Here is a 24,947-nt window from a genome sequence, read left to right as displayed (position 1 = left end):
TATGTCATCCCCCGTGTTGAATCCTGGCGAAAAGGTAACCCCATGGTACAAGCAGTTTTGGCCGTGGTTTTTAATCGGCATTCTGCTCTCATCCATTATGTTTAGCATTACCTTTGCCGTTATGTCGGTTAAGAGCTTCGATGGCATGGTCGTTCAGGAAGATTATTACAAGCATGGCAAAGCCATCAATATGGTGCTTGCCAAGCAAGACCGTGCCCGAAAGTTAAACCTAAGCGCCGATTTACGCCTTGATCCGCTTACCAGCGATATTGTGATTGATTTAAGCGGCGATGCGCGTCCCGACAAACTCTATTTGGATCTTATCTTCCCTACCGAAGACGATCGTGATCAATCCTTCGTACTTGAGCATGTGCGTGACGGTCGCTATATCACCCAGGGCCCCGACAACTTTCGCTACCGCTGGTACTTGCAGATTCAGCCTGCCCTGAAAGAGGCTGACTGGCGACTAACCGGGGAGGCGACTTTTCCTAGTGAAAGTAGCGTAACGCTGCTGCCCGGAGGACGCCCAGAAAGCGAATGAGCAACGCCGCAACTACCTCCCCTTGCTACCACTGCGGTAACCCGGTGCCCGCCGGAGCGCCATGGTCGATTACCCTGGATGAAGAGACCCATCCGCTCTGCTGCCCCGGCTGCGAAGCGGTGGCCCATGCCATTGTCGATGGTGGTCTTGAAAGCTACTACCGCTACCGTACTGAACTGCCTGAACGCCCTGATGAACGCCAGGCTGCCAAGGCAGATACTTGGTCGGTGTTTGACGACCCCGGCCTGCAGGCGCAGTTTGTGCACCCCGACGGCGATGAGGGCAATGTCAAAGCGACCCTCGCCATCGAAGGCATTACCTGTGCCGCCTGCGCCTGGCTGATCGAACACCGCTTGAATGCCTTATCGGGGGTTGCCTCCAGCGCGGTGAACTTAACTCACCACCGCCTACGAGTAAGCTGGAACCCCCAGCAGCTGAAGCTTTCACAACTGCTGGCCGAACTGGCAGCGATCGGCTATGACGCCCAGCCCTACGAGCCCGACCAGGCTCAGGCGCGTATGCAGCACGAGGAACGTATGACCGTGCGACGGCTGATTATTGCCGCGGTCGGCATGATGCAAGTGATGATGTTCTCGATCCCGATCTATGTTTCCGGCCCCGGTGAAATCAGCGACGACTTCTACGCACTGTTTCACTGGCTGTCGTTCGCGCTGGCGACGCCGGTGGTGTTTTTCTCGGCACAGCCGTTTTTCCGTAACGCCCTGCGCGACTTCCGCACGGGTGTGCTGGGTATGGATGTGCCGGTATCGCTGGCAATTGGCGGCGCGTACCTGGCCAGCAGCTACGCGGTGCTGTTTAACGTCGGCGAGGTCTACTTTGATTCGGTGGCCATGTTTACCTTCTTTTTACTCTTTGGCCGCTACGTGGAAGGCCGCGCCAGACGCCGCAGCGGGCATAGCGGTAATGCGCTCAGTGGCGTACTCCCGATTTCGGCCACGCGGTTAGAAAGCGACGGCAGCGAGCGCATTCTGCCTGCCACCGAGCTAGCTCCCGGCGACCGAGTCTTGATCAAGCCCGGCCACGGTGTGCCTGCCGATGGTATCATTGAAGAAGGCGAATCAAGCCTGGACGAATCAATGCTGACCGGCGAGTACCTACCGGTCACCCGTCGGGTGGGTGACACGGTTACCGGCGGCAGCCAAAATATGGAAAACCCGCTGGTGGTTCGGGTGACCCACGCCGGGCGCAATGCCCGGGTAGCGGGTATAGTCGACCTTACCGACCGCGCCTTTGCAAGCCGCCCGCGGCTGGCCCAAATGGCAGCCCGCATGGCGCATTTATTCGTGCTTCGCCTGCTGATAGTAACAGCCTGCGTTACTATCGCCTGGTGGTTTATCGACCCCTCGCGAATGCTTTGGGTGTTGCTCTCCGTGCTGGTGGTGACCTGCCCCTGCGCCCTGGCGTTGGCAACGCCGGCAGCGTTAACCGCAGGCCATGGCCAGTTACGCAAGCGCGGCGTGTTGATTACCCGCGCCGACGCCATAGAGTCACTCTCCAATGTCACTCGGGTGATCTTTGATAAAACCGGCACCCTCACCCGCGGGGAAATGCAGCTTACTCAGACTAAACCGTTCGGTGAATTATCCGCTGAGCGCGCCCAGGCTATTGCCGCCGCCATGGAAGCCCACTCAGAGCACCCGATCGCCCGCGCCTTTCGACCATTTCGGGATGCTACACTGCAAGCCAAAGATATTCATAACCACACCGGCCAAGGCCTTGAAGGTACGTTAAACGGCGCCCGCTGGCGGCTGGGTAAGCCCAGGTTTGCAATAGATGGCGCAATGGATAGTGCAATAGATGGCGCAATGGATAGCGCCACTGACGAACCCATCGCGGCGCCCGCCAGAGGACAGTGGCTGCTGCTTAGCGAAGACGGCACGCCCCGCGCCTGGTTTGGCCTGCACGATGGTGTGCGCGATGATGCCGCCGCCACCATCACGGCGCTCCAGGCTAAGGGCTTAACCGTTGAACTGCTTTCTGGCGATACTGTTGACGCGGTAGAAAGCCTGGCCGATCAGCTCAACATCGCCACCTGGCATGCGGGCATCAGCCCGGAGGGCAAGCTGGCTCGGATGAAAGAGCTTCAAGCTGCGGGTGAAACCGTGGTGATGATTGGCGACGGCATCAACGACGTACCGGTGTTGGCGGGAGCCGATGTGGCCATTGCGATGAACGGTGCCACCGACCTGGCTCGCACCCGGGCCGACGCAGTACTGCTAAGCCCGCGCTTGATGCGGATTTTTGAAGCCATTGAGGTTTCCCGCGCCACCCGGCGTATCATGCGCCAAAATATGATCTGGTCGGTGTGCTATAACGTTTCGGCGCTGCCGCTGGCGGCGATGGGCTTGGTACCGCCTTGGCTAGCGGCTATTGGCATGTCGCTTAGCTCGCTGGTAGTGGTGGGCAATTCCCTACGGCTGTCACGCTGGCGCAGCCCGCCAACCCCATCGCTGAGTGCCCCACAACCGGTGACCGCATGACAATTCTCTATCTGCTTATTCCACTTTCACTGATTCTGCTCGGTCTTGCTGTTTGGGCGTTTTTCTGGGCGGTCAAAAACGATCAGTTCGACGACTTAGAAGGCCCGGCGCACCGCATTTTGTTCGACGAGGATGAAAACGACCTGAGTCCTGAGCAGCGCCGCCAGCGTCAGCAGGCACAGCCAAGACCTTCTGAAAAATCAGCGGCCGACACACCCGACGACCAAGAGCCTCGGCCATGAATCCAACGGGGCTTGATCTACCGCCACTAATGGCGGCGTTTGTGTTTGGCTTGATGGGCGGCGCCCATTGCATCGGCATGTGCGGTGGCATCATGAGCGCACTCACCTTTGCAGTGCCGCCCAGCATGCGTCATCCGGCGCGTATGGGCGGCCTGCTACTCAGCTATAACGCAGGTCGTATTATCAGCTATATGAGCGCAGGCGCGCTGGTGGCCCTGCTAGGCACACTGTTTTCGCTTTCCTCTACGGCACGCCTGCTGCTGCAGGTATTTGCCGCGCTGATGCTGATATTAATGGCGCTGTATATCGCCAACTGGTGGAAGGGACTGCTCAAGGTTGAAGCGGTGGGCCGCCGCCTATGGCGCTTTATCGAGCCCGTGGGTAGGCGCTTAATGCCGGTGGTGCATATCCCCCAAGCCTTCGCGCTGGGTGCACTATGGGGCTGGCTGCCCTGTGGGTTGGTCTACTCCATGCTGGCCTGGAGTTTGGCGATTGCCGACCCGCTGCAAGGCGCCCTGCTCATGGGCGCATTCGGTCTTGGCACTCTCCCTGCACTACTCGCTACAGGCCTCGCCGCGCGCCAGCTAAGCCATTTGATTCGTCACCCCGCAACGCGCAGCCTGGCCGCGGTGACGATTATCGCTTTTGCACTGTGGCAGTTGTGGGCGCTCACGGCGCACACCCTCTAATAGCATGACGTGGCTCAACGTTTGTACCGGTCGCTAGGATTAAGCTAGCGGTAGTCCCTAACGTTGGAGCGCCTTTCCCATGCCCGTTCATGCCCTTGCGGCTTCACCTCGTGCCGCTTCCGCTGCGGCAGCGCCCACGCAGCCGGAGTGGGATGAAGCCTTGCTGCGCCGCTACGATACCAGTGGCCCACGCTATACCTCTTACCCGACAGCGCTGTCGTTTCACGACCAATTTACGCCCAGCGACCTAACCCAGGCGATGGAACGCAGCAATGCCAGCCATCGCTCGCTATCGATTTATGTCCATGTGCCCTTCTGCCGCAAGATCTGCTTTTACTGTGCGTGTAATAAAATCGCTACCAAAAACACCGCCCTGGCCGAGCCCTATTTAACCCGGCTTGACCGGGAAATGGTGCTGACCGCCCGCCACTTGGATACATCACGACCGGTGGAGCAGCTGCATTGGGGCGGCGGTACACCCACCTTTCTCAGCTTAAACCAGATGGGCGACCTGATTGACCGTTTGGATGCGCGCTTTGGCCTTTCGTCCGCGGCTGATCGCGACTACGCGATTGAAATAGATCCCCGCGAAGCGGATGTGTTTACCCTCCGCCACCTTCAAGCGCTAGGCTTTAACCGCATTAGCCTGGGTGTGCAGGATTTAAACCCGCTGGTGCAGAAAGCGATTAACCGTATTCAGCCACGGGTGCTCACTGAAACGCTCATGGATGAGGCCCACCGCCTGGGCTTTCGCTCGCTCAACCTCGACCTCATTTATGGCCTGCCGTTTCAAACCGAAAAGAGCTTCGCGGATACACTGCGTCAAGTTATTGAGCTAAACCCGGCGCGCCTATCAGTGTTTAACTACGCCCATATGCCCGAGCGCTTTGCACCCCAGCGGCGCATCAATGTCGATGACTTGCCGGGTGGCGAAGAAAAGCTGGCGATTCTGCGCACCACCATCGAAATGCTCACCGCAGCAGGCTACGTGCATATCGGCATGGATCACTTTGCCCGCCCAGACGATAGCTTGGCGGTTGCCCAGCGCGAAGGCTCGCTACAGCGCAACTTCCAGGGCTATTCCAGCCACGCTCAGTGCGACTTGGTCGGGCTTGGCGTTTCGGCAATTTCACGCATTGATGACGTCTATGCCCAAAATCCTAGCGAGCTGGCCCGCTACGAAGCGGCGATGGATCAGGGCTGGCTAGCTACGGGACGTGGCGTAAGGTTGAGTAATGACGACCTTATCCGCCGAGACGTCATTGAGCGACTGATGTGCGATATGCGCATTGACCTGGCCGCCGTTGGTCAGCGCTGGGGCATTGATGCCCCGCGCTACTTTGCACCCGCGCTTGAACGCCTGGAGGTTGCCGAGCAGGATGGTTTACTGACCCGCAGCGGCGACCAACTTAACGCCACGCCCATGGGGCGGTTACTGATTCGCCATCTAGCCATGGCATTTGATACTCACCTACCTGGGCAAACAGGTCAGCGCTACTCAAAGATTGTTTAATCACCTTTGGGCAGGCATGCTAAAGCGGCTATAATAAGTAAGGTTTTTCTAATTGATAAGCGTGACCCACTCAAGGAGCAACGCATGTCGGAACCTATGAGCTATCGCCGCTCACTACTCCACGAAGCACGCTGCCAAACCTGCAGCTTGAGCTCACTTTGCCTGCCGCTTGCCCTTGAGCTGGAAGATATGGGGCAGTTCGATGCGATTATTCGTCGCCGAGCGCCGCTCAAAAAAGGCGAGCCGCTGTTTCGCCAAGGCGACACCTTTACCAGCGTTTACGCGGTACGTTCGGGCAGTTTGAAACAGATCACTGCCGAAGGTAACGGCAGCGAGCAGCTGACCAATTTCTATCTCCCCAGTGAGTTAGTCGGGTTAGATGGCATTGACGAAGAGCAGTACCCCGGCAGCGTAATCGCCCTGGAAACCACGACCATTTGCGAGATCCCCTTCGATCGCCTGGATTTACTCTCCGAGGAGCTGCCTGAGCTGCGCGGCCAGCTGTATCGCAGCATGAGTAAAGAGTTGCGCGATGACCGGCGCATGATGCGTCTGCTGTCGCGTAAAACCGCCGACCAGCGGCTGGCAAGCTTTCTAATTACCCTTTCGGATCGTTTTCGGCGCCGGGGCTACTCGCCTTATAGCTTTCGCCTTTCCATGCCCAGGGCCGATATCGGCAATTACCTGGGCTTAGCGGTGGAAACGGTCAGCCGTATATTAAGCCGCTTTCAGCAACAAAACGTGGTGGCAGTTTCGGGCCGTGAGGTCAATATCCTCGACATGCCACGTTTGCTTACCCTCGCCGAAGAGGAAGAACAAACGGCTAACTAACGTTAAAAGCCTGGATGCGCCCAGCCAAGAGTTCTGCCTGCCTGGCTTCCAACCCTGCAAAATCATACAGTTGACGGTCTGCGAGCTGCGAAGGTGCGATATTGGTGACGGCTTTAAACATACTTTCCAAGCGGCCAGGAAACTTTTTATCCCACTCAGCAAGCATCTCTTTGACCACTTGGCGCTGCATATTGGGCTGGGAGCCGCATAGATTGCAGGGAATGATCGGAAATTCCATTAGCCGCGAAAATTCGGCGATATCTGCCTCTTTGCAGTAGGCCAGCGGCCGAATAACGATGTTCTTACCATCATCTGATAGCAGTTTTGGCGGCATCGCTTTCAAGTTGCCGCCGAAAAACATATTCAGAAACAGCGTTTCCAAAATATCTTCACGGTGATGACCCAAGGCAATTTTGTTGGCGCCAATCTCTTCGGCAAAGCCGTAAAGCGAGCCGCGTCTTAGCCGTGAACAGAGCGCGCAGGTGGTTTTGCCTTCCGGCGTTTTCTCTTTCACTACCGAGTAGGTATCGCGCTCGACAATATGGTACTCCACGCCCTGCTTATCCAGATATTTTGGTAGCACGTGTTCAGGAAAACCCGGCTGCTTTTGGTCTAAATTGACCGCCACCAAGGAGAAGTTGACCGGCGCGTTGCGCTGCAAATTGCGCAGAATCTCCAGCATGGTATAGCTATCCTTGCCGCCGGAAAGACACACCATCACACGATCACCTTCATTGATCATTTGGTAATCAATAATCGCATTGCCCACTTCTCGACGCAGGCGCTTTTGCAGCTTGTTAAATTCGCGCTTTTGTTTGGCTGCCAGCGCTGACTGATCGTGCTCAGCGTCCGTGGGGGCGGATAACGTCGTTTCAAAATCAGCGGGGGCAAAATGATCAAGCGATTGCATGGTATAGGCACTGCCGAGGAGATGGTGAGATGAGAAACGCTAGAGAGCAAAATTAAAGCATCATTCTAACAACACTCACCGCTTGAACCAACGATGGCTTGCCCCTCCCTAACCTATGCGCCTCTTACTCATCCCTAGGCAGTTCCGCCATAAGGCGCTGTAAACGCATATACAACAGTGCGCTTGAGGTTGCCTCACCGAGTACACTCTGACCTCCCATGGCGGGTACTTGCCAGCACGCCAGTGCCTGGGCAAAGCTACTGGGTGCCTCCAACAACGGGCGCAGGCGGCGCAGCTGGCGCTGGTGCAGCTTCGCCACATCGACCTGGGCATTAGGCAGTGCGAAGTTCAAGCGACGACGAAGGAGTGTATTGAGCCCCCCAATTCGCTTTGCTAATTGCCACCCCACAATTGGTCGATTGCCGATAAATTCCACTAGTGCGCTTAAGCTATTACTGTTTGAGTCGGTTATTTCACCCACTTTGTACAGCAACTGATGACGTCGTAGTAAAGCGCTGTCCGGCTGCTCGACGGTGCCTAGCGTCGCCTCAAAGGCACGGCTGGTATGCACCTGCTGTTGACTCAGCACGACCGCCGCAACACTGATCACTGACGATGACGGCATGGACGTTTCATAACAGGCCAGCGCGACAAGCTCATCGCCCATATAGGGCTGAAATAGCCACGCATAGGGCGAATGAGCACAGCGGCGCCGATCGCTTTCACGGCGCATGGTACGTAGAGGCCCGCTAAAGAGCGCCACGTGTTTGTCCAATATCCCTATTCCACTCACGAATACTCCAAATGATAACGATGGGAAAGACGCTGCTTGAAGTCTTTCACAATGTGCAGCGCCTCGCGCAGTAGGTCCCGTTCAAGCGAAGAGAGGTCTTGCACCACCACGCGGTTCGCGCGACTGCCCTTTTGGGAGTCAGTTTCTTGCCCATTGCTCGCCGTATCCAAAATGCTGAGCTGCTGTTTAAGGCGCAGTTCGGTGAAAAGTGCCAAGGCCTCGCCTAAGTCATCAGCAAAACGGCGGTCCAAACGACCGTCGGCGGCCAGTGCGTCTAAGCGCTCAAACGTCGAAGTGGCACTAATACGTCGCTCAAGCGCCATGGTGCGCACGCCGTGAACAATCGGGAAAATGCCGCCTTTTTTAATATCGATACCGTGTTGAGGCTTTTTCAGCGAGCCAAACAGTGTCAGCGGCGTTGAAAAGCGTAGTGCCGTGCGCGCAAAGTAGGACAGCAGCAGCTCATCGCCTGAACAGCGTTTAAACAGTTCCTCGCGGACACTTTCCAGCAGGCTCGGGTTACCCGCCACAGCGTGGGCATCGAGCATTATCGCTAGTTTTAACAGACTGTCGCCATCACGCTTGCTAGCCCATTTGGCTATATTGCTTTTCCACTGCGATACCGTGGCCACCCACTCGGGATTCGATACCATAATATTGCCGGGGCATGGCGGGTAACCCAGCTGAATCAAGGTATCGGTGAGCGTTTGCATGTGGCTTTCCAGGCCGGGCCACTGCGCATCATCGGCGAGAATCAAGCCGTTATCCTGGTCCGTTTTAAGAATTTGCTCGCCGCGACCCTCACTGCCCATGACCATCATGCAGCTCTGCTCGCGATACTGCTCCTCAATAGTGAACTCCCAGGCTTTACTCATGATACGGCCATTCAGCGCGGCGAGCAGATCCATAGCGAAACGCAGTTTTACCCCTTGGGCCATGAGCGCTTTAACAAGCTCAGGGGTGCGTTGGCTAGCCGCCGAGAGCGCTTGCAAACTGGTCGCCTGCTCGACCTGTAAACTGACGACGTAGCTACGGCTTGAGAAGTAGCTAAGTACGTCAGTGAGCTCGACAACGCCTTTCAAGGCGTTGTTCTCCATCACGACCACGCGCGCCACTTTGTGCCGCGTCATAAGGACCAGCACTTCAAACAGGTATTGATCCGGCGCAACGGTCACCAAATTAAAGTGCGCGATCTCATCCACCGGGGAGGAAACGTCACGGCCTTCCAGTACCAAACCATTGAGCAGATCGGTTTTGGTCACCATGCCCAGTTGACCTTGGGTATCGACCAGCAGGCTATCGGCGTGGCTTTCGTTTAACTGCTGCACCGCACTGGCAATATCGGTGGACGCTACCATCAGTAACGGTTCGCGCAAACATTCGCTCACCTTGGCCAACATAAAGCCCGCCATGGTGACGCCACCTTCGGCACGTTTCTCGGTCAACAAGCGCGCTTTATGCGCCAGCGACTGGCGAAAAAAATGACTGAAATCCGGATATTGCTGGCACAACTGTTGGAATAACGCTTTTGGCAACAGGTAGCACAAGCATTCTTGCTCGGCCTGAAAGCGATAGCGGCTTTTACCGTTTAAAATACTGATCGCGCCAAACAGATCCCCCGCGGTGTAGTGCCCGATACGGGCGCTAGAGGACGGTAGCGTAGGATCTAATTCCGCCACCTCACCGCTGTGAATTAAAAACACAAACTCGCCCGCCTGCCCGGTCTCTAAAATAATTTCGTCGCGGTCATAATAGGCAAGATCAATGCCACGGCGAATATGGTCACGCCCTTCATCGTCAAGAAGCGTAAACGGCAGTTGGGATAAATCCACATCAACCATTGTGCATGACCTCACTTAACTAATGGCGAATTAGTCACCGGCACTAAAACACGGTGCTGATACGGCGAACAGGTGATAACGTCGACAGGGTCAAACGGCTCACGGTTATTATGCAAAGCATACGCTACGGGTATAAAGGATTCACTTCCTAACAAGCAAGTAGAACGTTGTTATACCTTTAGCTATCACGCCAAGGTCGAAGCGACGTTTGATACAAGACCAAAGTATTGACACTTGCTCGTCGTGACTCCTTCAAAACACCCTACATGTATTTAAAGTAGCCAATAACTGCTTTTTTTCGCTCACTAGACTATTGTCCCATAATGCTTTAAAAACCGACAAAATTCGCTTAAAAACCACAAAAAAACAATTATTTTCAACTACCTAGAGATTCAAAAAATGACTTACGAGGGTTATTGATACCAAAGTCTGGGATTTATTTTTTGGCGTTTATTGCCCAGTATTAACAATGAGTCATTTAGGGTAATCGCAGGTCACTAACTAACTCGACAGTTGATAGCGAATTCACCACTCTTAACGATTGAGTGGCCTTTGACGTGCGATTGCCCTGATGGATCTCACGCTATTCCTCGTGAACTTTCCCACCCTTACAAATCACAAGTGGAGAGCAACACAATGGCAGATGACAAAAGCAATGCTGCTGAATACTGGAAAGCTAACGTTCGCTTAATTGCCGGATGTCTGGCTGTATGGGCATTTGTTTCTTACGGGTGCGCTATCCTTTTTCGCCCTCTTCTAGCCGGCATCCCGGTTGGTGGAACGGACCTTGGCTTCTGGTTTGCGCAACAGGGCTCAATCTTAACCTTCATCGGTATCATCTTCTTCTACGCCTGGAAGATGAATAGACTCGATCGAAAATTTGGCCTTGAGGAGTAAGCCGGTATGAGCCAGTTTGCAATCAACTTACTGTTCGTCGGCGCCTCCTTTGCCCTGTATATAGGCATTGCGATTTGGGCGCGCGCCGGCTCAACGAAAGATTTCTACGTCGCCGGCGGCGGTGTTCACCCGATCACCAACGGGATGGCTACTGCCGCGGACTGGATGTCAGCGGCATCGTTCATTTCCATGGCCGGTTTGCTGGCCTCCGGTGGCTACGCTAACTCCACCTTCCTGATGGGCTGGACCGGTGGCTACGTTATCCTGGCGATGCTGTTGGCACCTTACCTGCGTAAGTTTGGTAAGTTCACTGTGCCTGACTTCATTGGTGACCGCTTCTACAGCAACACTGCTCGCTTAGTGGCGATCGTGTGTCTGATTGTAGCGTCCGTCACCTACGTTATCGGTCAAATGACCGGTGCGGGCGTGGCGTTCTCACGCTTTCTTGAAGTCAGCAACACCTGGGGTATCTGGCTGGCAGCACTGATCGTTTTCCTCTACGCCGTATTTGGCGGTATGAAAGGCATTACCTACACTCAGGTTGCTCAATACATCGTTCTGATCATCGCTTACACCATTCCAGCGGTATTTATCGCTTTCCAGCTAACCGGCAACCCGATTCCGATGTTCGGCATGTTCAGTACGCACTCCGAATCCGGCATGCCTTTATTGGCCAAGTTAAATGATGTGGTCAACGCGCTGGGTTTCCGGGACTACACCGCTGACGTGGACAACAAGCTCAACATGGTGCTTTTCACCTTATCGTTGATGGTCGGTACTGCCGGTCTACCTCACGTTATCATTCGCTTCTTCACCGTACCGAAAGTAGCCGACGCACGCTGGTCTGCCGGTTGGGCATTGGTGTTTATCGCCCTGCTCTACCTGACCGCGCCAGCCGTAGGTTCGATGGCACGCCTGAACTTGGCGACCACCGTGTATCCAGAGATGGCTGGGCAGGTTGAAAACTACGAAGAGGCCGCGCAAAACCCGATTCTGTACGAAGAGCGGCCGGATTGGGTTCGCACATGGGAAGAAACCGGTCTTATCAACTTCACCGACCTCAACAATGACGGCCGCATTCAGATGTATAACGACTCAGTCGACTTTTCTGATCGTGGCTGGGAAGGCAACGAGCTGACGGTGAATAACGATATCTTGGTACTCGCCAACCCGGAAATTGCCAACTTGCCAGGCTGGGTAATTGGCTTGATCGCAGCAGGCGGTATCGCCGCGGCGCTGTCTACCGCAGCTGGCTTGCTTCTAGCGATTTCGTCAGCCATCAGTCACGATTTGATCAAGACCATGATCAATCCGAAGATTACCGAGAAAGGCGAAATGTTGGCGGCGCGAATCTCCATGGGGGGTGCGATTCTGCTGGCCACCTACTTAGGGCTTAATCCGCCCGGGTTTGCGGCACAAACGGTGGCATTGGCCTTTGGTATCGCCGGCGCCTCGCTGTTCCCAGCGCTAATGATGGGGATCTTCTCCAAGCGGATGAATAACTCAGGCGCGATTGCCGGGATGCTGGCGGGCTTGATTTGTACACTGCTGTATATCTTCACTTACCTGGGCTGGTTCTTTATTCCGGATACCAACACGCTGGCCAACACGCCAGATAACTGGATCTTCGGTATTTCGCCGCTCTCCTTCGGTGCTGTGGGCGCGATGATTAACTTCGCCGTTGCCTTCTCGGTTTCCAGCGTGACAGCTGCACCGCCGCAGGAAATTCAGGATCTGGTGGAAAGCGTCCGCTTCCCCAAAGGTGCTGGCATGGCAGTCGATCACTAAGCAGTACGCCTTCCTGACGTTACCGCTATAATGCGGTAACGTTTTGGAGTCGACCTCACCATCGGGCTTCCTCACGGAGGCCCGATGTTTTTTAGCGATGTCTTTTAGTAAGGATAAATTATGATTTGGCACTTGATCGCCGCCGTGTTTGCGGGCCTTGCGGCCGCCGGGATTGGGCTAATACTGCGCAATTTGAGCGGCAAGCGGCTACCCAAGTGGATCGCACCAGTCTTTGGCGCGCTGGGTATGCTGGGCTATCAAATACAGGTGGAATACAGCTGGTTTGAGCATAAGCAGGCGCAGTTGCCTGACACCGCCACGGTCATTTCAACCGAGAGAAGTACCGCGATGTGGCGTCCATGGACCGTTGCTTTCCCCATGACCACCAAGTTCAGCATGATCGATAGTGAAAATATTCGCATGCGCGAGCAGGATGGTGCCCGCTTAGCAGAATTTATCCTTTATCAGTTTGAGCGCCACCACACTGACATTTTGATAACCCAGCCGTACGTGCTCAACTGCGAGAACCGCGAATTGGTCCCACTGGATCAGGACTCTCGCGAGCCTATTCTTGAAGAGATACGCACGCTGCGCGAGACATCACCGCTGCTCAACAACGTATGTCCCTCCTAAGCTGAATACTCCCCAATCAAAACCAGCGGCGCCTATGGTCGTACACGGCCCTGTATTTCGCCTAGAATAAGGCCTTTTATTAACTGGCTAGATCAGTTGCACACTCTGGTGGGGAGAAAGGCATGTTTCACGGCGGGCTACTGGTCGCGGTATCGCTGCTTTATGTTGCCGTTCTGTTCGGCATTGCCTGGTACGGCGACCGTCGCGCACGTACCCATGGTGCCACCCGGCGACGCCCGATTATCTATAGCCTGGCGCTGGCCATTTACTGTACTACCTGGACATTTTATGGCGCCGTTGGCCAAGCGGCGACGGCAGGCTGGTCGTTTGCGAGTATTTTTGTCGGGCCGATATTAACGTTTTTACTTTTCTGGCCGGTACTGGCCAAAATGATCCGCGTTGCCAAGCACCAGAACGTTACGTCCATTGCTGATTTTATTGCCTCCCGCTACGGCAAAACCCAGTCGCTGGCCGCTTTTGCCAGCTTAGTCGCCCTGGTTGGCACCCTGCCTTACATTGCGCTACAGCTAAAAGCGGTTTCGACTACTTTCAGCGTACTTACCGATGCCAGCGACGCGACCCATACGCCGCTGTTTGGCGATACGGCCTTTTATGTGGCCGCTGTGATGGCCATCTTCGCCATCCTGTTTGGTACTCGGCACACCGACGCCACCGAGCACCACGAGGGCTTAATCCACGCCGTGGCGTTTGAGTCTTTGGTCAAGCTTCTCGCCTTTGTGGTGCTCGGCGCTTTTGTCACCTGGGGCATGTTTAACGGTTTGGGCGATTTAATCGGCAGCGCTGAAAGCCAGCTTGAACTCCAACGCCAGCTCGCCAACCAGGATTTTGGCCAGAGCTTCTGGGCCCAGACGCTGTTGGCGATGCTGGCAATCCTGTGCCTGCCGCGCCAGTTTCACGTGGCAGTGGTCGAGAACATTCACCCTGACGACGCTAGCAAAGCGCGCTGGCTGTTTCCGCTTTATTTGCTAGCCATCGCGTTTTTTGTGGTGCCGTTGGCTGCCGCTGGCCTGCTGCTATTTTCCGAGAGCGGGGTGGAGCCTGATACCTACGTGTTGGCGCTATCCATGGCCTCGGGCCACCAGTGGCTGGTGCTACTCACCTTTATCGGCGGCTTTTCCTCCGCCACCGGTATGGTCATCGTGGCCGCGGTGGCGGTGTCGATCATGATATCCAACGAAATTGTTATCCCAGCGCTATTTCGCCTGCGCTGGTTCGACACAAAAGCGCGCGATTACGGCCGCTTAGTCCTTCGCACACGCCGCTTAACCATTGTGGCCGTCTTGGCTATGGCCTACGGCTTCTACCGGTTGATTGCCGAGTTCACCTCGCTAGCCTCCATCGGCATGCTGTCGTTTGCCGCTGCCGCCCAGTTTGCCCCAGCGCTTATCGGCGGGCTCTATTGGAAGCGCGGCAATCGCCTGGGGGTGATCGTTGGGATGAATGCCGGCTTTGCTATCTGGGTGTATAGCCTGCTGATGCCCGCCATGATCAATGCCGGTGTGCTGCCGATAGGCTGGCTTGAGGGTGGCCCGCTGGGGCTTAGCTGGCTATCCCCCACGGCGCTGTTTGGCCTTAATATGGGGGACAGCTTTACCCATGGCGTGATGCTGTCACTCGGGGTCAATCTATTCTGTTATATCTTTGTCTCTCAGGTGACTTCTCAGCGGGTCGTTGAGCGCATTCAAGCCTCGTTGTTTGTGGATAGCGTGGAGACCCGCCAAACGTCGGTCAATCGGCCCTGGACCGGGGCCACCACCGTCGGCGATTTAAAAGTTCTCTGTGAGCGTTTCCTGGGCGCGGGCCAGGTAGAGCGTGCTTTTGAAGACTACGCCCGCCGGCTGGGCAAACCGCTCGAAAACGGCACCCGCGCGTCAATCGATATTATCCAGTTCACCGAACGCTTTTTAGCCTCGGTGCTGGGCGCATCGTCGGCGCGCATTGTTGTCAACTCGGCGCTTCAGGGTCGCGGTATCGGCATTTCCGACGTTATCTCGATTGTCGATGAGGCTTCCCAGGTATTGGAGTTCAACCGCGCCCTGCTGCAGGCCACCATCGAAAACATTAACCAAGGCATCAGCGTGGTTGACCAGAGCCTGCGGCTAGTGGTCTGGAACCAGCGCTACCTGGAGCTGTTCCGCTTCCCTGACCACTTGATACGCGTTGGTGCCCCCATTGACCGCATCTTCCGCTACAACGCCCACAACGGCGAATACGGGCCAGGTGACCCGGAAGAGCATGTCCAACTGCTGCTTGACAATATTCGCGAGGGCCAGCCCCACCGCTACGTGCGCTACCGCCAGGATGGCAGCGTCCTGGAAGTACAGGGCAACCCAATGCCCGGCGGCGGTTTTGTGTATACCTATCAGGATATTACCCAGCAAAAGCGTATCGAAGAGGCACTGATCCGCTCGGAAAACAATATCCGCATCTACACCGACAACGTGCCCGCGTTAATTGCCTACTTCGATAAAGAGTGCCGTTATCTGTTTACCAACCGGGCCTACGAGCAGGCGTTCAACATTGACCGCAACGCGGTGATTGGCCGTCGCTTTGAAGACGTGCTGCCGGTTAAGCAAGCGGAAGAGCGCACCCCCTGGGTAACGCGAGCACTCAACGGCGAACGGGTCAGTTTTGAAGTCTCGCTGCGGGTGAACGACGCCATGCGCTATATGCTGGTCACCTATACACCGCACTTTGGCGACAGCCAGGCGATTTTAGGCTTTTTTGCTCTTTATCAGGATATTACCGAGCGCCGCCAGGCTGAAATCGCCCTCAAAGAAACCAACGAAACCCTTGAGGAGCGTGTGCGCGAACGCACCCAGGCGCTTTCTGAAGCTAACGCGGCGCTGCGCCAGGAGAACCGGGTGCGCGCCGAGGCGGAGCTTGCCCTGCGTCAGGCCAAGCAGCTGGCCGAAGACGCCAACGCGTCTAAAACCCGCTTTCTGGCTGCAGCCAGCCACGACTTGCTGCAGCCGCTCAATGCCGCACGGCTATTTACCTCCGCGCTGATGCAAAACGTTACCACCACCGATACCCAGCGCATCGTCGGCCACATCGATAACTCGCTGCAGGCCGCCGAGGAGCTGCTAAGCACCCTGCTGGATATCTCCAAGCTGGACGCAGGCGCCTTAACACCGCGGCGTAGCCACTTTGCCCTGGCGGATATCATTCGCCCGCTACGCGCCGAGTTTGAGGTGATGGCAGACGATCGCGGGCTGGATTTAGAAGTGGTACCCACCCAGCTTTGGGTCGACTCAGACCCTCAAATGCTGCGCCGGATTGTCCAGAACTTCTTATCCAACGCCATTCGCTACACCCAAGAGGGGCGCGTGCTGCTGGGCTGCCGACGTCAAGGCAACTGGCTTTCGATTGAAGTATGGGACAGCGGCCCCGGCATTCCCGATTCCAAACTCACCGAGATTTTCCAGGAATTCCGTCGTTTGGATCAGGCATCACGGCATAAAGAGAGTGAGAAAGGCCTCGGGCTGGGGCTTTCCATTGCCGATCGTATGAGCCGGGTGCTGGACCACCCTATCAAAGTACGCTCGACGGTGGGCAAAGGCGCGGTTTTCTCGGTTAGCGTGCCAGTTGTTGCCGCCAGTGAGGCGAGCAGTACCGAGCAGGCGCCCCAAGTGCGCCGGGGTAGCCATAAGCTTAGCGGTACACGCATCGTGTGTATTGATAATGAAACGCTGATCTTGGAAGGCATGACCGCCATGTTGAGCGGCTGGGGCTGCGAGGTGTTTACCGCCACCAGTATTGGCGGGGCTAAATCAATTTTACGCAATATGGACGGCGACCCTGACGCTATCCTGGCCGACTACCACCTGGATAATGAAGTCACTGGCTTAATGGCGCTGGAAGCGCTCAGCGAGCGTTTTGAAGGGGCGGTGCCGGGAATTGTGATTACCGCTGATCGTACAGAAGCGGTGGCCGAAGAGATCAAACGGGCGGGCTATCAGCTACTGCTGAAGCCCGTTAAACCCGCGGCGCTGCGGGCGTTGCTTACCCGCACCTTACAAGCCAATCGCGCCACAGCGCGTTAGGCAGAAGATGATTAAGAAACGACTTTGGGCGGCTCGACTTCCAGTTTCTGCGCGGCAATTACCGCCTGGGTGCGCGAGTGAACGCCCAGTTTGCGTAGGATCGCGGTTACGTGAGCCTTAATGGTTGCTTCAGAAACGCTCAGTTCGTAAGCGATCTGTTTATTCAGCAGGCCTTCGGTAAGCATATTCAAAACGCGAAACTGCTGGGGTGTCAGTGAGGCTATCGCCTCGGCAAAGCGCGACTCCTCATCGCTGGTTTCGTCCAGCACGTTGGCCAGCGCCTCGGGCAGCCACACTTCGCCCTGCAATATCTCGCCGACAGCCTCAGCGATCAGCTGTAGCGACGAAGATTTGGGGATAAAACCCGAGGCGCCGTAGTCAATAGCCCGACGTACTACATAAGGCTCATCACTACCCGACACTACCGCTACTGGGATATCGGGCATCTGACCGCGCAGTTGGATTAAACCAGAGAAGCCGTGGGCGCCCGGCATATGTAAATCCAGCAAAATCAAATCGGCATCTGGGTGGCGATTCACCACCTCGGTGGTGGCTTCCATGGTATCCGCTTCGACAATTTCCGCCTGGGGGGCCAACTGGCGTAACGCTTGGGTCAGCGCTGCACGAAACAGCGGGTGATCGTCAGCGACGATAAACTTATGAGCTACTGCCATGGATATTCCTCCGGTTCCTCGAGCAGCGGGGTTGTCTGCCGCCGCGACGCTAGGCTCTTACGGTTGTGAAGCATGGTACCCCATGGGCTTCATCATGCCCAAGCATCACATGCACAATTTATAATAGATCGTTCACACAAGTGAAACACATATCTATAAACACGTATCTATAAACACAACCGTGCCGACCTACTCAGGTCGGCACGGTTTTTACTCGATAACAGGCTTTATTAGGCTAAACAGCCCAACGCGGCGGCAGCGTTATTGATTGGCGCGATGCTCAATCAACTCATCCACCACCGACGGATCGGCCAGGGTGCTGGTATCGCCCAAGCCATCGCACTCGTTGGCGGCAATCTTACGCAGAATACGCCGCATGATTTTCCCTGAGCGAGTTTTCGGCAAGCCTGGTGCCCACTGAATGATATCCGGCGAGGCAATCGGACCAATGTCTTTACGTACCCATTGGGTTAGCTCTTTTTTGAGTTCGTCCGACGCTTCAACGCCGTCACCCAGGGTGACATAAATATAGATGCCTTGTCCCTTTATATCGTGCGGGAAACCCACCACGGCCGCTTCAGCAACCGCGCTATGCGCGACCAGCGAGGATTCGATCTCAGCGGTACCCATGCGGTGGCCCGATACGTTCAATACATCATCGACGCGGCCGGTAATCCAGTAGTAACCATCTTCATCCCGGCGGCAGCCGTCGCCGGTGAAGTACATACCGTCGTAGGTAGAGAAGTAGGTCTGGACAAAGCGATCGTGATCGCCCCAGATAGAGCGCGCTTGCCCCGGCCAAGAGTCGAGAATCACCAGATTACCTTCGGTGGCGCCCTCAAGAAGATTACCTTCGTTATCGACCAAGGCAGGTTTTACGCCAAAAAAGGCGGTTGTCGCCGAGCCTGGTTTCAGCGGCGTAGCGCCCGGCAATGGGGTAATCATGATGCCGCCGGTTTCAGTTTGCCACCAGGTGTCCACTATCGGGCACTGTTCGTTGCCGATAACACGGTAGAACCATTCCCAGGCTTCGGGATTAATCGGTTCGCCCACAGAACCCAGTAAACGCAGGCTATCGCGCTTGCTCGAATCCATGACGCTATCGCCATGGGCCATCAGCGCGCGCACTGCGGTGGGTGCCGTGTAGAGAATGTTGACCTTGTGCTTATCAACGATTTCACCCAAGCGGCCGTGAGTTGGGTAGCTCGGCACGCCCTCAAACATTAAGGTGGTTGCGCCGTTTGCCAAGGGGCCGTAAACGATGTAGCTATGGCCGGTTACCCAGCCCACGTCCGCGCTACACCAGTAGACTTCGCCCTCGTGGTAATCAAACACGTACTGATGGGTCATGGCCGCATAGAGCAGATAGCCGCCAGAGGTGTGTTTTAAGCCTTTTGGCGCACCGGTAGAGCCCGACGTATAGAGAATAAACAGCGGGTCTTCTGCACCCATGGGCTCGGCTTCGCATTCGCCAGACTGTTGGTCGACAAGGTCGTCAAACCAAATATCGCGACCATCGTTCCAATCAATCTCACCGCCGGTACGCTTAACCACCAGAACGTTTTTGCACACGTCGGTGCCTTCACGGGTCAGGGCGGCGTCTACGTTCTCTTTCAACGGCACGTGCTTACCGCCACGCACCGACTCATCGGCGGTAATCACCAGTTTGGAGTCGGCGCCAATCACCCGTTGTGCGACGGCATCCGGCGAGAAGCCCCCGAACACCACCGAGTGCACTGCGCCAATACGCGCACAGGCGAGCATGGCCATGGCAGCTTCGGGAATCATCGGCATATACAACGTCACGGTATCACCTTTGCCGATACCCAACTCTTTCAGCGCGTTAGCCAGCTGATTCGTTCGCGTATATAACTCGCGATAGGTGATGTGTTTGGAGTCTTTGGGGTCGTCACCTTCCCAAATAATCGCTGTTTGATCGCCGCGCTTATCTAGATGGCGGTCAAGGCAGTTAGCGCTGACGTTGAGCAAACCATCCTCAAACCAACGAATATCAACATTGTCACGCGCAAAAGATGTATTTTTGATGTTGCTGGGCGCTTTAATCCAGTCAAGACGCTTGGCTTGCTCAGCCCAGAAGCCTTCCGGGTCGTCCACCGACTGCTGATACATGGCCGTATACTTGGTTTTATCGACCCATGCATTGGCGGCAAAATCGTCACGCACTGGATAGACGTTCTGTTGATCGCTCATAAAATTGCCTCTGTCCGTAAAAATGCACTCTCTCTACAGAAAATGTAGTCGATATTGTTCTTAGGCGTATCGACATCGATTAATGTTCTCCTAGCATAACCCTCCTCGCACGGCCTTCCCTTTAGACATTGGTATTACCACTTTTTATTTAAAAAACAGCAATTTATACACTAAAAAAGACTACTTATCGGGTGTATAGACCAAGGTCTTAGCGCAATACCGACACCGATAGTGGCGCCCACTCACCACTAAAGTATGACGCCGCTGGGTAAAGTGGTGCGTACGGCAGCCACACTGATAGCGATAGGGCGCTGGCTGCGCTTGGCGAATATCAAAACGATGGGTCACGCTGGGAGTCAGGCCAAACAAGTCACGCATCACCGTTTTCCATTCACGACCATGAGGCTTCAAGCGCGCCCCATTCGCTAAGTGAAACACTAGCCAGTGAGCCATCTCGTGGGGAATCACCTCATCGAAAAACGCCATACGGTTTTCACTCAGCAACACAGGATTCAGGCGTATGCCGCCGCGGCCCAGGTGCGCCTGCCCGGCCGAGGCGCCGCGCAAATCCAGCCACACTAGGGGCTGCGGCAGCCCTGGGCTCACCTCAAGGCAACGCCGCCAGGCTTGCTCGACGCGAACCCGCGCGGTTTGATGTAAATCGTCGTGTGTCATAGCGGCCAGTTCAGCCGCTGGCCACGAGGGCAGAGGTGACGTCTTCATTAGTGATAAACTAGCCGTTATGAGTAGAGATTGACTGATAGTTACCGATTCGCATTGACGAGGCTTAACGCATGGCAGAGCGTAGCGACACCCCCGACACAAACACGCCACCCCAGCCACTGCTGGACGACGAGCAGCTGGATAGACTGGACGACTTCTTAGCTTCCGATCAAGTGGATGAAGACGCCCTGGATCTGATTTCAGCGCATGGCTTTTTAGTCGCGCTGGCGGTGGCCCCTAGCGAAGTACCGGCTACCCAGTGGCTGGCGGAGCTGTTTCAGGGCGAGCCCCGCTACGCCGATGCCGCTGAGCAGGATGAGATTATCACGCTGCTAACAAGCTTGCGTGACAATGCCGTCTCCGTTCTGGAGCAAGGCGGCTTACCGGAATTGCCTTTTGAGTTAACCCTGGGCGGGGAGCCCGCTGAGGATACCCCTATCGGCGACTGGTGCGCAGGCTTTATGGAGGGCGTTTTCAGCGACGAAAGCGCCTGGTTCCAAGACGACGAGGAGGCCGCCGCCACACTGCTGCTGCCGTTTATGCTGCTCTCTGGATTGTTCGACGATGAACCGGACATGGCCGAACTTGCCAAGGATCAGCCCCGCCAGGAGTCGCTAGTCGTGCAGCTGCCGGAATTGGTGCTGGATCTTTACCTGCACTATCGCGTACCGCCGGAAACCCCCAAACCCAAGCCACGCAAGAAGACACCATCAAAAGGCAAAAAACGCTAGGCACTATCTTAACCGCATGATCAGCGCATCCAGGACGCCATAGATCCATTCTCGGGCGCGCTGCTTCCATGGCCGCGCGGCCCAAGCGGTGGCGTCCACTTCCTGGCTGGTGGCAAAGTTTCGCTCAAACAATGTGCGTATTTCACCTGCCAGCTGGCGGTCGACCACCTCTTGGTTCGCTTCCAGATTCCAGTGCAAATTCCAATGATCAAAATTACACGAACCAATGCTTACCCACTCATCGGCAAGCACAAATTTGGCATGAATAAAGGTTGGTTGAAACTCAAAAATACGCACCCCGGCCTTGAGCATCGAGTGATAAAAACGCTGGCTGGCAAAACGAACACCAGGATGATCATGCTTTGTCCCCGGCAACAGCAGGCGAACGTCAATGCCACGCCGCGCCGCCCGAACCAAGCGACGACGCAGCGCAAAAGTGGGCACAAAATAGGGCGTACACAACCACAGACACTGAGTACAGTGGCTAACCCGGTAATGCAGCGAATGGCGAATCGCTTGATAGCGGTAGCCGCGTGCTGACATTGCTCGACCCATTACGCCATTGGCATACACTTGCGGCTTGCGCTGTTCGGGCAGCGTCATTACGCCTGCTCGCTTTTCGCCGCGGGTGAGCCGCGAACGCCACAGCTGCCGAAACAGCCGCTCCCAATCGGCCACCACCGGCCCATCAATACGCAAAGCAATTTCGTACCAAGCGTTGAGAAACTCATCCACAGCGCCAAAACCACCGGTGAATGCCAGCTCGCCATCAATCACTAATATTTTACGATGATCGCGGCTCAGGTTACGGGCCAGGGAGTGAAAACCTATGGGGTTAAAAAAACGTAGCTGCACACCGCCTTGCTGGAGGCGTTGGCGGTCATCGCTGGCTAGCCCCATGGTGCCGTAGCCATCGAGCAGTAGGCAGACACATACGCCACGCTGGGCAGCGCCAATCAAAGCGTTACTGACTTGATCCGCAAGTTGACCCGATTCCATCAGGTAGAGTTCTAGCAGTACATAGTGCTCGGCGGCATTAACTGCCTCAAACATAGCGGGCAGAAACCGAGTGGCTTCTGGCAGCAGGGTAAATTGATTGCCTTTTCGCCACACGTTCTGCATGGATGCTCCTTGCATTGCCACTGATGAGCTAGCGTACTAATGAACGATGAACATACAAATCGTAGCGGCTGGTTTTGCCCTCTAGCGTGTGTTGCGGGGCGGGGCCAATAATGGGCGGTGCCTTACGAGGGCGTTTAACCACTACCCGGTGAGTCGCCACATCCAACGCCGCCTCAAGCAGCCGTGGGGCATCGTTATCGTCGCCGGCCAGCTGGCGAAACAGGCGCATCTCTTTTTTTACCAGTGCCGATTTGTCACGATGGGGGAACATGGGGTCTAGATGGATCACCTGAGGGCTAAAATTGGCGCTGGCGACCAATGCCGCCAGGGAGTAAGCGGCATCGCCGTGGCGCAGCGTCATACGGGCGGCAATCTCTGCCGTGTCGCCATGCCTGGAGGCGCGTTTCAGGCCATCTTCCAGCAACGCTGCAATCGCCGCGACTCGCTCAATAAGCAGCACCTGAGCGCCCAAACTCGCCAACACAAATGCATCCCGGCCCAGCCCCGCCGTGGCATCGACAACGCTCGGTGTCACGCCCTTGGCTAGCCCGCAGGCCTTGGCAACTAACTGCCCTCGCCCGCCGCCAAACTGGCGCCGATGAGCGGCTTTGCCAGCGACAAAATCGACGCTCAGCGGTTTGCCATAGCGCGCTTCATCACCCACCAACACTAGCCGATCGCCCTGCTGCGTTAACGCAAGCTCGGCAGGCAACGTCGTTCCAACCGTTAACGTCATGCCGGCTTTTTCCAGGCCACGTCGTTGCGCAGGTAAACCGGCTGAACCAAGTGCGCCGCCTGCCCCAACCCAGCGGCAAAATCGCGCGCCGCCAGCCACGCCATTTCTTCAGCTCGCGGCTCAAGATCATTTAAGGACTGGGGCATATTCAACTGCACATCGGTGGAGAATTGCTCCCACAGCGTAAAGCCGCTGCCCACGCCTACCCAGTCGGTTTCATCGCCGGGCAAGCGTAGCGCCCCAGGGGCAAGCACTGCTTCAGCGCTCATCGGCGTGATGGTATCTTTCAGGCAGTGCCAGGTGGCGACATAGACTTCGCCCATACGGGCATCTAGCGCCGTGACGACATGGCGGAGGTGGTAACGACGATGCCCCTGAAGGGCCAAGGCTTCTAAGGTTGAAACCCCCAGCAGCGGGCAGTCCAGTCCAAACGCTAGCCCCTGGGCGGCCCCCGCAGCAATACGCAACCCGGTAAACGAACCCGGCCCACGGCCAAAGGCCACGGCATCAAGCTGAGTGACGGACACTTGCGCTTCGGCAAGCACCGCATCAATCATCGGCATAAGACGACGAGTATGCGCCCGCGGCGTCATCTCAAAACGCGCCAGACACGTAGTGCCCGCATCGTCTTGGCGCAGTAGGGCTGCAGAGCAGGCGCTTGAAGAAGCGTCCAGGGCAAGCAGATGTAACGGCATAGCAAACGGCCACTCGAAAGAAAGATTGCGACATTATACCTTTGTCAGGCTAACACGACGATGGCCCGCATTAAGCGGGCCATCGGCAAAGGTGTAAAACGTTTTTAGCTAAGCGTATTAATCAGTTAAGCGCTTCTTTTACCTGGCGAGTGATATCCGTCACGCTGCCCACGCCATCAATACGGTGATACTGAGGGGCATTTTCAGGATCTTGCGCCGCCCACTGCTTGTAGTAATCCACCAGCGGTGCGGTTTGTTCGTGGTAAACCGACAGCCGGTTACGCACGGTGGACTCTTGATCGTCTTCCCGTTGGACCAACGTTTCACCGGTCACATCATCCTTGCCCGGCTCTTTGGGGGGATTGTGCTCAACGTGATAAATCCGGCCCGAGGCCTGGTGCACACGGCGACCCGCCAAACGATTGACGATTTCTTCATCAGGTACGGCAATTTCGACGACGTGGTCCAGCTTAACGCCACCCTCTTTCATGGCATCAGCTTGCGGAATCGTGCGCGGAAAGCCATCGAATAAAAAGCCATTCGCGCAGTCCGGCTGGCTGATACGCTCTTTAACCAAGTCAATGATGATGTCGTCGGACACCAAGCCACCGCTGTTCATGATTTCTTTTACTTTTAGGCCCAGCTCAGTGCCTTCTTTAATGGCCGTGCGCAGCATATCCCCGGTGGAAATCTGAGGAATCTTGAATCGCTCGCAAATAAACTGAGCTTGAGTCCCCTTCCCCGCGCCGGGGGCACCCAAAAGGATTAAACGCATGGCACTGCTCCTTGAAGTTCTTAGTATGTAAAAA

Annotated in this window: 22 protein-coding genes; 12 read left to right on the top strand and 10 right to left on the bottom strand. The window is 55.9% G+C overall.

The features are described 5' to 3' along the window. Position 1: 1 nt before the first annotated feature. The 6 genes from RZA33_RS00665 (at position 2) to fnr (ending at position 6,317) form a co-directional block, all read left to right on the top strand. The gene (locus RZA33_RS00665; protein WP_317505921.1) at positions 2–541 is read left to right on the top strand and encodes a FixH family protein; all 540 of its coding nucleotides are present in this window, start codon (positions 2–4) and stop codon (positions 539–541) included. After that, positions 538–3,042: a heavy metal translocating P-type ATPase gene (locus RZA33_RS00660; RefSeq protein ID WP_317505920.1), complete on the top strand. Its 2,505-nt coding sequence runs from the start codon at positions 538–540 to the stop codon at positions 3,040–3,042. The genes RZA33_RS00665 and RZA33_RS00660 overlap by 4 nt, the downstream gene beginning before the upstream one ends. Then, on the top strand, positions 3,039–3,284 hold the full coding sequence (ccoS, locus tag RZA33_RS00655; protein WP_317505919.1) for a cbb3-type cytochrome oxidase assembly protein CcoS: 246 nt from the start codon (positions 3,039–3,041) through the stop codon (positions 3,282–3,284). Before RZA33_RS00660 ends, ccoS begins: the two co-directional genes overlap by 4 nt. Beyond that, complete coding sequence (locus RZA33_RS00650) at positions 3,281–3,973, top strand: sulfite exporter TauE/SafE family protein (RefSeq protein WP_317505918.1); 693 nt, start codon at positions 3,281–3,283, stop codon at positions 3,971–3,973. The genes ccoS and RZA33_RS00650 overlap by 4 nt, the downstream gene beginning before the upstream one ends. 79 nt (positions 3,974–4,052) lie before the next feature. After that, positions 4,053–5,486, top strand: a complete 1,434-nt coding sequence (gene hemN / locus RZA33_RS00645; RefSeq protein WP_317505917.1) for an oxygen-independent coproporphyrinogen III oxidase — start codon at positions 4,053–4,055, stop codon at positions 5,484–5,486. Between the two features lie 84 nt (positions 5,487–5,570). After that, the gene (gene fnr / locus RZA33_RS00640; protein ID WP_317505916.1) at positions 5,571–6,317 is read left to right on the top strand and encodes a fumarate/nitrate reduction transcriptional regulator Fnr; all 747 of its coding nucleotides are present in this window, start codon (positions 5,571–5,573) and stop codon (positions 6,315–6,317) included. Here the strand turns inward: fnr and ttcA are convergent. The 3 genes from ttcA to RZA33_RS00625 form a co-directional block, all read right to left on the bottom strand. After that, complete coding sequence (gene ttcA / locus RZA33_RS00635; protein ID WP_317505915.1) at positions 6,310–7,227, bottom strand: tRNA 2-thiocytidine(32) synthetase TtcA; 918 nt, start codon at positions 7,225–7,227, stop codon at positions 6,310–6,312. The two genes, fnr and ttcA, sit on opposite strands and share 8 nt — an antisense overlap. Positions 7,228–7,351: 124 nt before the next feature. Beyond that, entirely contained in the window at positions 7,352–7,990 is a 639-nt protein-coding gene (locus RZA33_RS00630) for a DNA polymerase III subunit epsilon (RefSeq protein WP_317505914.1), read from the bottom strand. A 26-nt stretch (positions 7,991–8,016) separates the two neighbouring features. Further along, a complete protein-coding gene (locus tag RZA33_RS00625; RefSeq protein WP_317505913.1) occupies positions 8,017–9,861 on the bottom strand; it encodes a DUF294 nucleotidyltransferase-like domain-containing protein in 1,845 nt (614 codons plus the stop codon). Between the two features lie 636 nt (positions 9,862–10,497). Between RZA33_RS00625 and RZA33_RS00620 the strand changes: the two genes are divergently transcribed. The 4 genes from RZA33_RS00620 to RZA33_RS00605 all read left to right on the top strand — a co-directional run bounded on the left by RZA33_RS00620 (position 10,498) and on the right by RZA33_RS00605 (position 17,246). Further along, the gene (locus tag RZA33_RS00620) at positions 10,498–10,758 is read left to right on the top strand and encodes a DUF4212 domain-containing protein (protein ID WP_317505912.1); all 261 of its coding nucleotides are present in this window, start codon (positions 10,498–10,500) and stop codon (positions 10,756–10,758) included. 6 nt (positions 10,759–10,764) lie between these two features. After that, complete coding sequence (locus RZA33_RS00615) at positions 10,765–12,546, top strand: sodium:solute symporter family protein (RefSeq protein ID WP_317505911.1); 1,782 nt, start codon at positions 10,765–10,767, stop codon at positions 12,544–12,546. A 120-nt stretch (positions 12,547–12,666) separates the two neighbouring features. Beyond that, on the top strand, positions 12,667–13,179 hold the full coding sequence (locus tag RZA33_RS00610; protein WP_317505910.1) for a hypothetical protein: 513 nt from the start codon (positions 12,667–12,669) through the stop codon (positions 13,177–13,179). Positions 13,180–13,301: 122 nt separating this feature from the next. Beyond that, positions 13,302–17,246: a NahK/ErcS family hybrid sensor histidine kinase/response regulator gene (locus RZA33_RS00605; RefSeq protein WP_317505909.1), complete on the top strand. Its 3,945-nt coding sequence runs from the start codon at positions 13,302–13,304 to the stop codon at positions 17,244–17,246. An 11-nt stretch (positions 17,247–17,257) separates the two neighbouring features. On the opposite strand, the gene RZA33_RS00600 is transcribed toward RZA33_RS00605, so the two are convergent. Then, entirely contained in the window at positions 17,258–17,920 is a 663-nt protein-coding gene (locus RZA33_RS00600; RefSeq protein WP_317505908.1) for a response regulator transcription factor, read from the bottom strand. Between RZA33_RS00600 and RZA33_RS00595 the strand changes: the two genes are divergently transcribed. Next, entirely contained in the window at positions 17,919–18,044 is a 126-nt protein-coding gene (locus RZA33_RS00595; protein ID WP_022522133.1) for a hypothetical protein, read from the top strand. The genes RZA33_RS00600 and RZA33_RS00595 overlap by 2 nt on opposite strands. Before the next feature lie 137 nt (positions 18,045–18,181). On the opposite strand, the gene acs is transcribed toward RZA33_RS00595, so the two are convergent. Together acs and RZA33_RS00585 are read right to left on the bottom strand one after the other, a co-directional pair. After that, positions 18,182–20,131 (bottom strand): acetate--CoA ligase, encoded by a 1,950-nt coding sequence (gene acs / locus RZA33_RS00590; RefSeq protein ID WP_317505907.1) that lies wholly within the window; start codon positions 20,129–20,131, stop codon positions 18,182–18,184. 180 nt (positions 20,132–20,311) lie between these two features. Next, positions 20,312–20,854 carry a SprT-like domain-containing protein gene (locus tag RZA33_RS00585; RefSeq protein WP_317505906.1) on the bottom strand — a complete coding sequence of 181 codons (543 nt, stop codon included), beginning with the start codon at positions 20,852–20,854 and terminating at the stop codon, positions 20,312–20,314. 71 nt (positions 20,855–20,925) lie between these two features. On the opposite strand from RZA33_RS00585, the gene RZA33_RS00580 reads away from it, so the two are divergent. Beyond that, entirely contained in the window at positions 20,926–21,585 is a 660-nt protein-coding gene (locus RZA33_RS00580; protein ID WP_317505905.1) for a YecA family protein, read from the top strand. Between the two features lie 3 nt (positions 21,586–21,588). On the opposite strand, the gene RZA33_RS00575 is transcribed toward RZA33_RS00580, so the two are convergent. The 4 genes from RZA33_RS00575 to adk all read right to left on the bottom strand — a co-directional run bounded on the left by RZA33_RS00575 (position 21,589) and on the right by adk (position 24,913). Further along, positions 21,589–22,707 (bottom strand): phospholipase D-like domain-containing protein, encoded by a 1,119-nt coding sequence (locus RZA33_RS00575; protein ID WP_317505904.1) that lies wholly within the window; start codon positions 22,705–22,707, stop codon positions 21,589–21,591. Between the two features lie 28 nt (positions 22,708–22,735). Continuing rightward, a complete protein-coding gene (locus tag RZA33_RS00570; RefSeq protein ID WP_317505903.1) occupies positions 22,736–23,443 on the bottom strand; it encodes a class I SAM-dependent methyltransferase in 708 nt (235 codons plus the stop codon). Next, positions 23,440–24,138 carry a tRNA (adenosine(37)-N6)-threonylcarbamoyltransferase complex dimerization subunit type 1 TsaB gene (gene tsaB / locus RZA33_RS00565; protein WP_317505902.1) on the bottom strand — a complete coding sequence of 233 codons (699 nt, stop codon included), beginning with the start codon at positions 24,136–24,138 and terminating at the stop codon, positions 23,440–23,442. The genes RZA33_RS00570 and tsaB overlap by 4 nt, the downstream gene beginning before the upstream one ends. 121 nt (positions 24,139–24,259) lie before the next feature. Beyond that, entirely contained in the window at positions 24,260–24,913 is a 654-nt protein-coding gene (adk, locus tag RZA33_RS00560; RefSeq protein ID WP_317505901.1) for an adenylate kinase, read from the bottom strand. Positions 24,914–24,947: the final 34 nt, after the last annotated feature.

The sequence above is a fragment of the Halovibrio sp. HP20-59 genome, assembly GCF_033052795.2.
Lineage (GTDB): Bacteria > Pseudomonadota > Gammaproteobacteria > Pseudomonadales > Halomonadaceae > Vreelandella.
This window is presented reverse-complemented; position numbering and strand designations above follow the sequence as displayed.

What these genes read in the sequence shown, in the direction of transcription:
- RZA33_RS00665 (WP_317505921.1), top strand. Translation starts at nt 2, where the DNA reads ATGTCATCCCCCGTGTTGAATCCTGGCGAAAAGGTAACCCCATGGTAC.
- RZA33_RS00660 (WP_317505920.1), top strand. Translation starts at nt 538, where the DNA reads ATGAGCAACGCCGCAACTACCTCCCCTTGCTACCACTGCGGTAACCCG.
- ccoS (WP_317505919.1), top strand. Translation starts at nt 3,039, where the DNA reads ATGACAATTCTCTATCTGCTTATTCCACTTTCACTGATTCTGCTCGGT.
- RZA33_RS00650 (WP_317505918.1), top strand. Translation starts at nt 3,281, where the DNA reads ATGAATCCAACGGGGCTTGATCTACCGCCACTAATGGCGGCGTTTGTG.
- hemN (WP_317505917.1), top strand. Translation starts at nt 4,053, where the DNA reads ATGCCCGTTCATGCCCTTGCGGCTTCACCTCGTGCCGCTTCCGCTGCG.
- fnr (WP_317505916.1), top strand. Translation starts at nt 5,571, where the DNA reads ATGTCGGAACCTATGAGCTATCGCCGCTCACTACTCCACGAAGCACGC.
- ttcA (WP_317505915.1), bottom strand. Translation starts at nt 7,227, where the DNA reads ATGCAATCGCTTGATCATTTTGCCCCCGCTGATTTTGAAACGACGTTA.
- RZA33_RS00625 (WP_317505913.1), bottom strand. Translation starts at nt 9,861, where the DNA reads ATGGTTGATGTGGATTTATCCCAACTGCCGTTTACGCTTCTTGACGAT.
- RZA33_RS00620 (WP_317505912.1), top strand. Translation starts at nt 10,498, where the DNA reads ATGGCAGATGACAAAAGCAATGCTGCTGAATACTGGAAAGCTAACGTT.
- RZA33_RS00615 (WP_317505911.1), top strand. Translation starts at nt 10,765, where the DNA reads ATGAGCCAGTTTGCAATCAACTTACTGTTCGTCGGCGCCTCCTTTGCC.
- RZA33_RS00610 (WP_317505910.1), top strand. Translation starts at nt 12,667, where the DNA reads ATGATTTGGCACTTGATCGCCGCCGTGTTTGCGGGCCTTGCGGCCGCC.
- RZA33_RS00605 (WP_317505909.1), top strand. Translation starts at nt 13,302, where the DNA reads ATGTTTCACGGCGGGCTACTGGTCGCGGTATCGCTGCTTTATGTTGCC.
- RZA33_RS00595 (WP_022522133.1), top strand. Translation starts at nt 17,919, where the DNA reads ATGGATATTCCTCCGGTTCCTCGAGCAGCGGGGTTGTCTGCCGCCGCG.
- RZA33_RS00600 (WP_317505908.1), bottom strand. Translation starts at nt 17,920, where the DNA reads ATGGCAGTAGCTCATAAGTTTATCGTCGCTGACGATCACCCGCTGTTT.
- acs (WP_317505907.1), bottom strand. Translation starts at nt 20,131, where the DNA reads ATGAGCGATCAACAGAACGTCTATCCAGTGCGTGACGATTTTGCCGCC.
- RZA33_RS00585 (WP_317505906.1), bottom strand. Translation starts at nt 20,854, where the DNA reads ATGAAGACGTCACCTCTGCCCTCGTGGCCAGCGGCTGAACTGGCCGCT.
- RZA33_RS00580 (WP_317505905.1), top strand. Translation starts at nt 20,926, where the DNA reads ATGGCAGAGCGTAGCGACACCCCCGACACAAACACGCCACCCCAGCCA.
- RZA33_RS00575 (WP_317505904.1), bottom strand. Translation starts at nt 22,707, where the DNA reads ATGCAGAACGTGTGGCGAAAAGGCAATCAATTTACCCTGCTGCCAGAA.
- RZA33_RS00570 (WP_317505903.1), bottom strand. Translation starts at nt 23,443, where the DNA reads ATGACGTTAACGGTTGGAACGACGTTGCCTGCCGAGCTTGCGTTAACG.
- tsaB (WP_317505902.1), bottom strand. Translation starts at nt 24,138, where the DNA reads ATGCCGTTACATCTGCTTGCCCTGGACGCTTCTTCAAGCGCCTGCTCT.
- adk (WP_317505901.1), bottom strand. Translation starts at nt 24,913, where the DNA reads ATGCGTTTAATCCTTTTGGGTGCCCCCGGCGCGGGGAAGGGGACTCAA.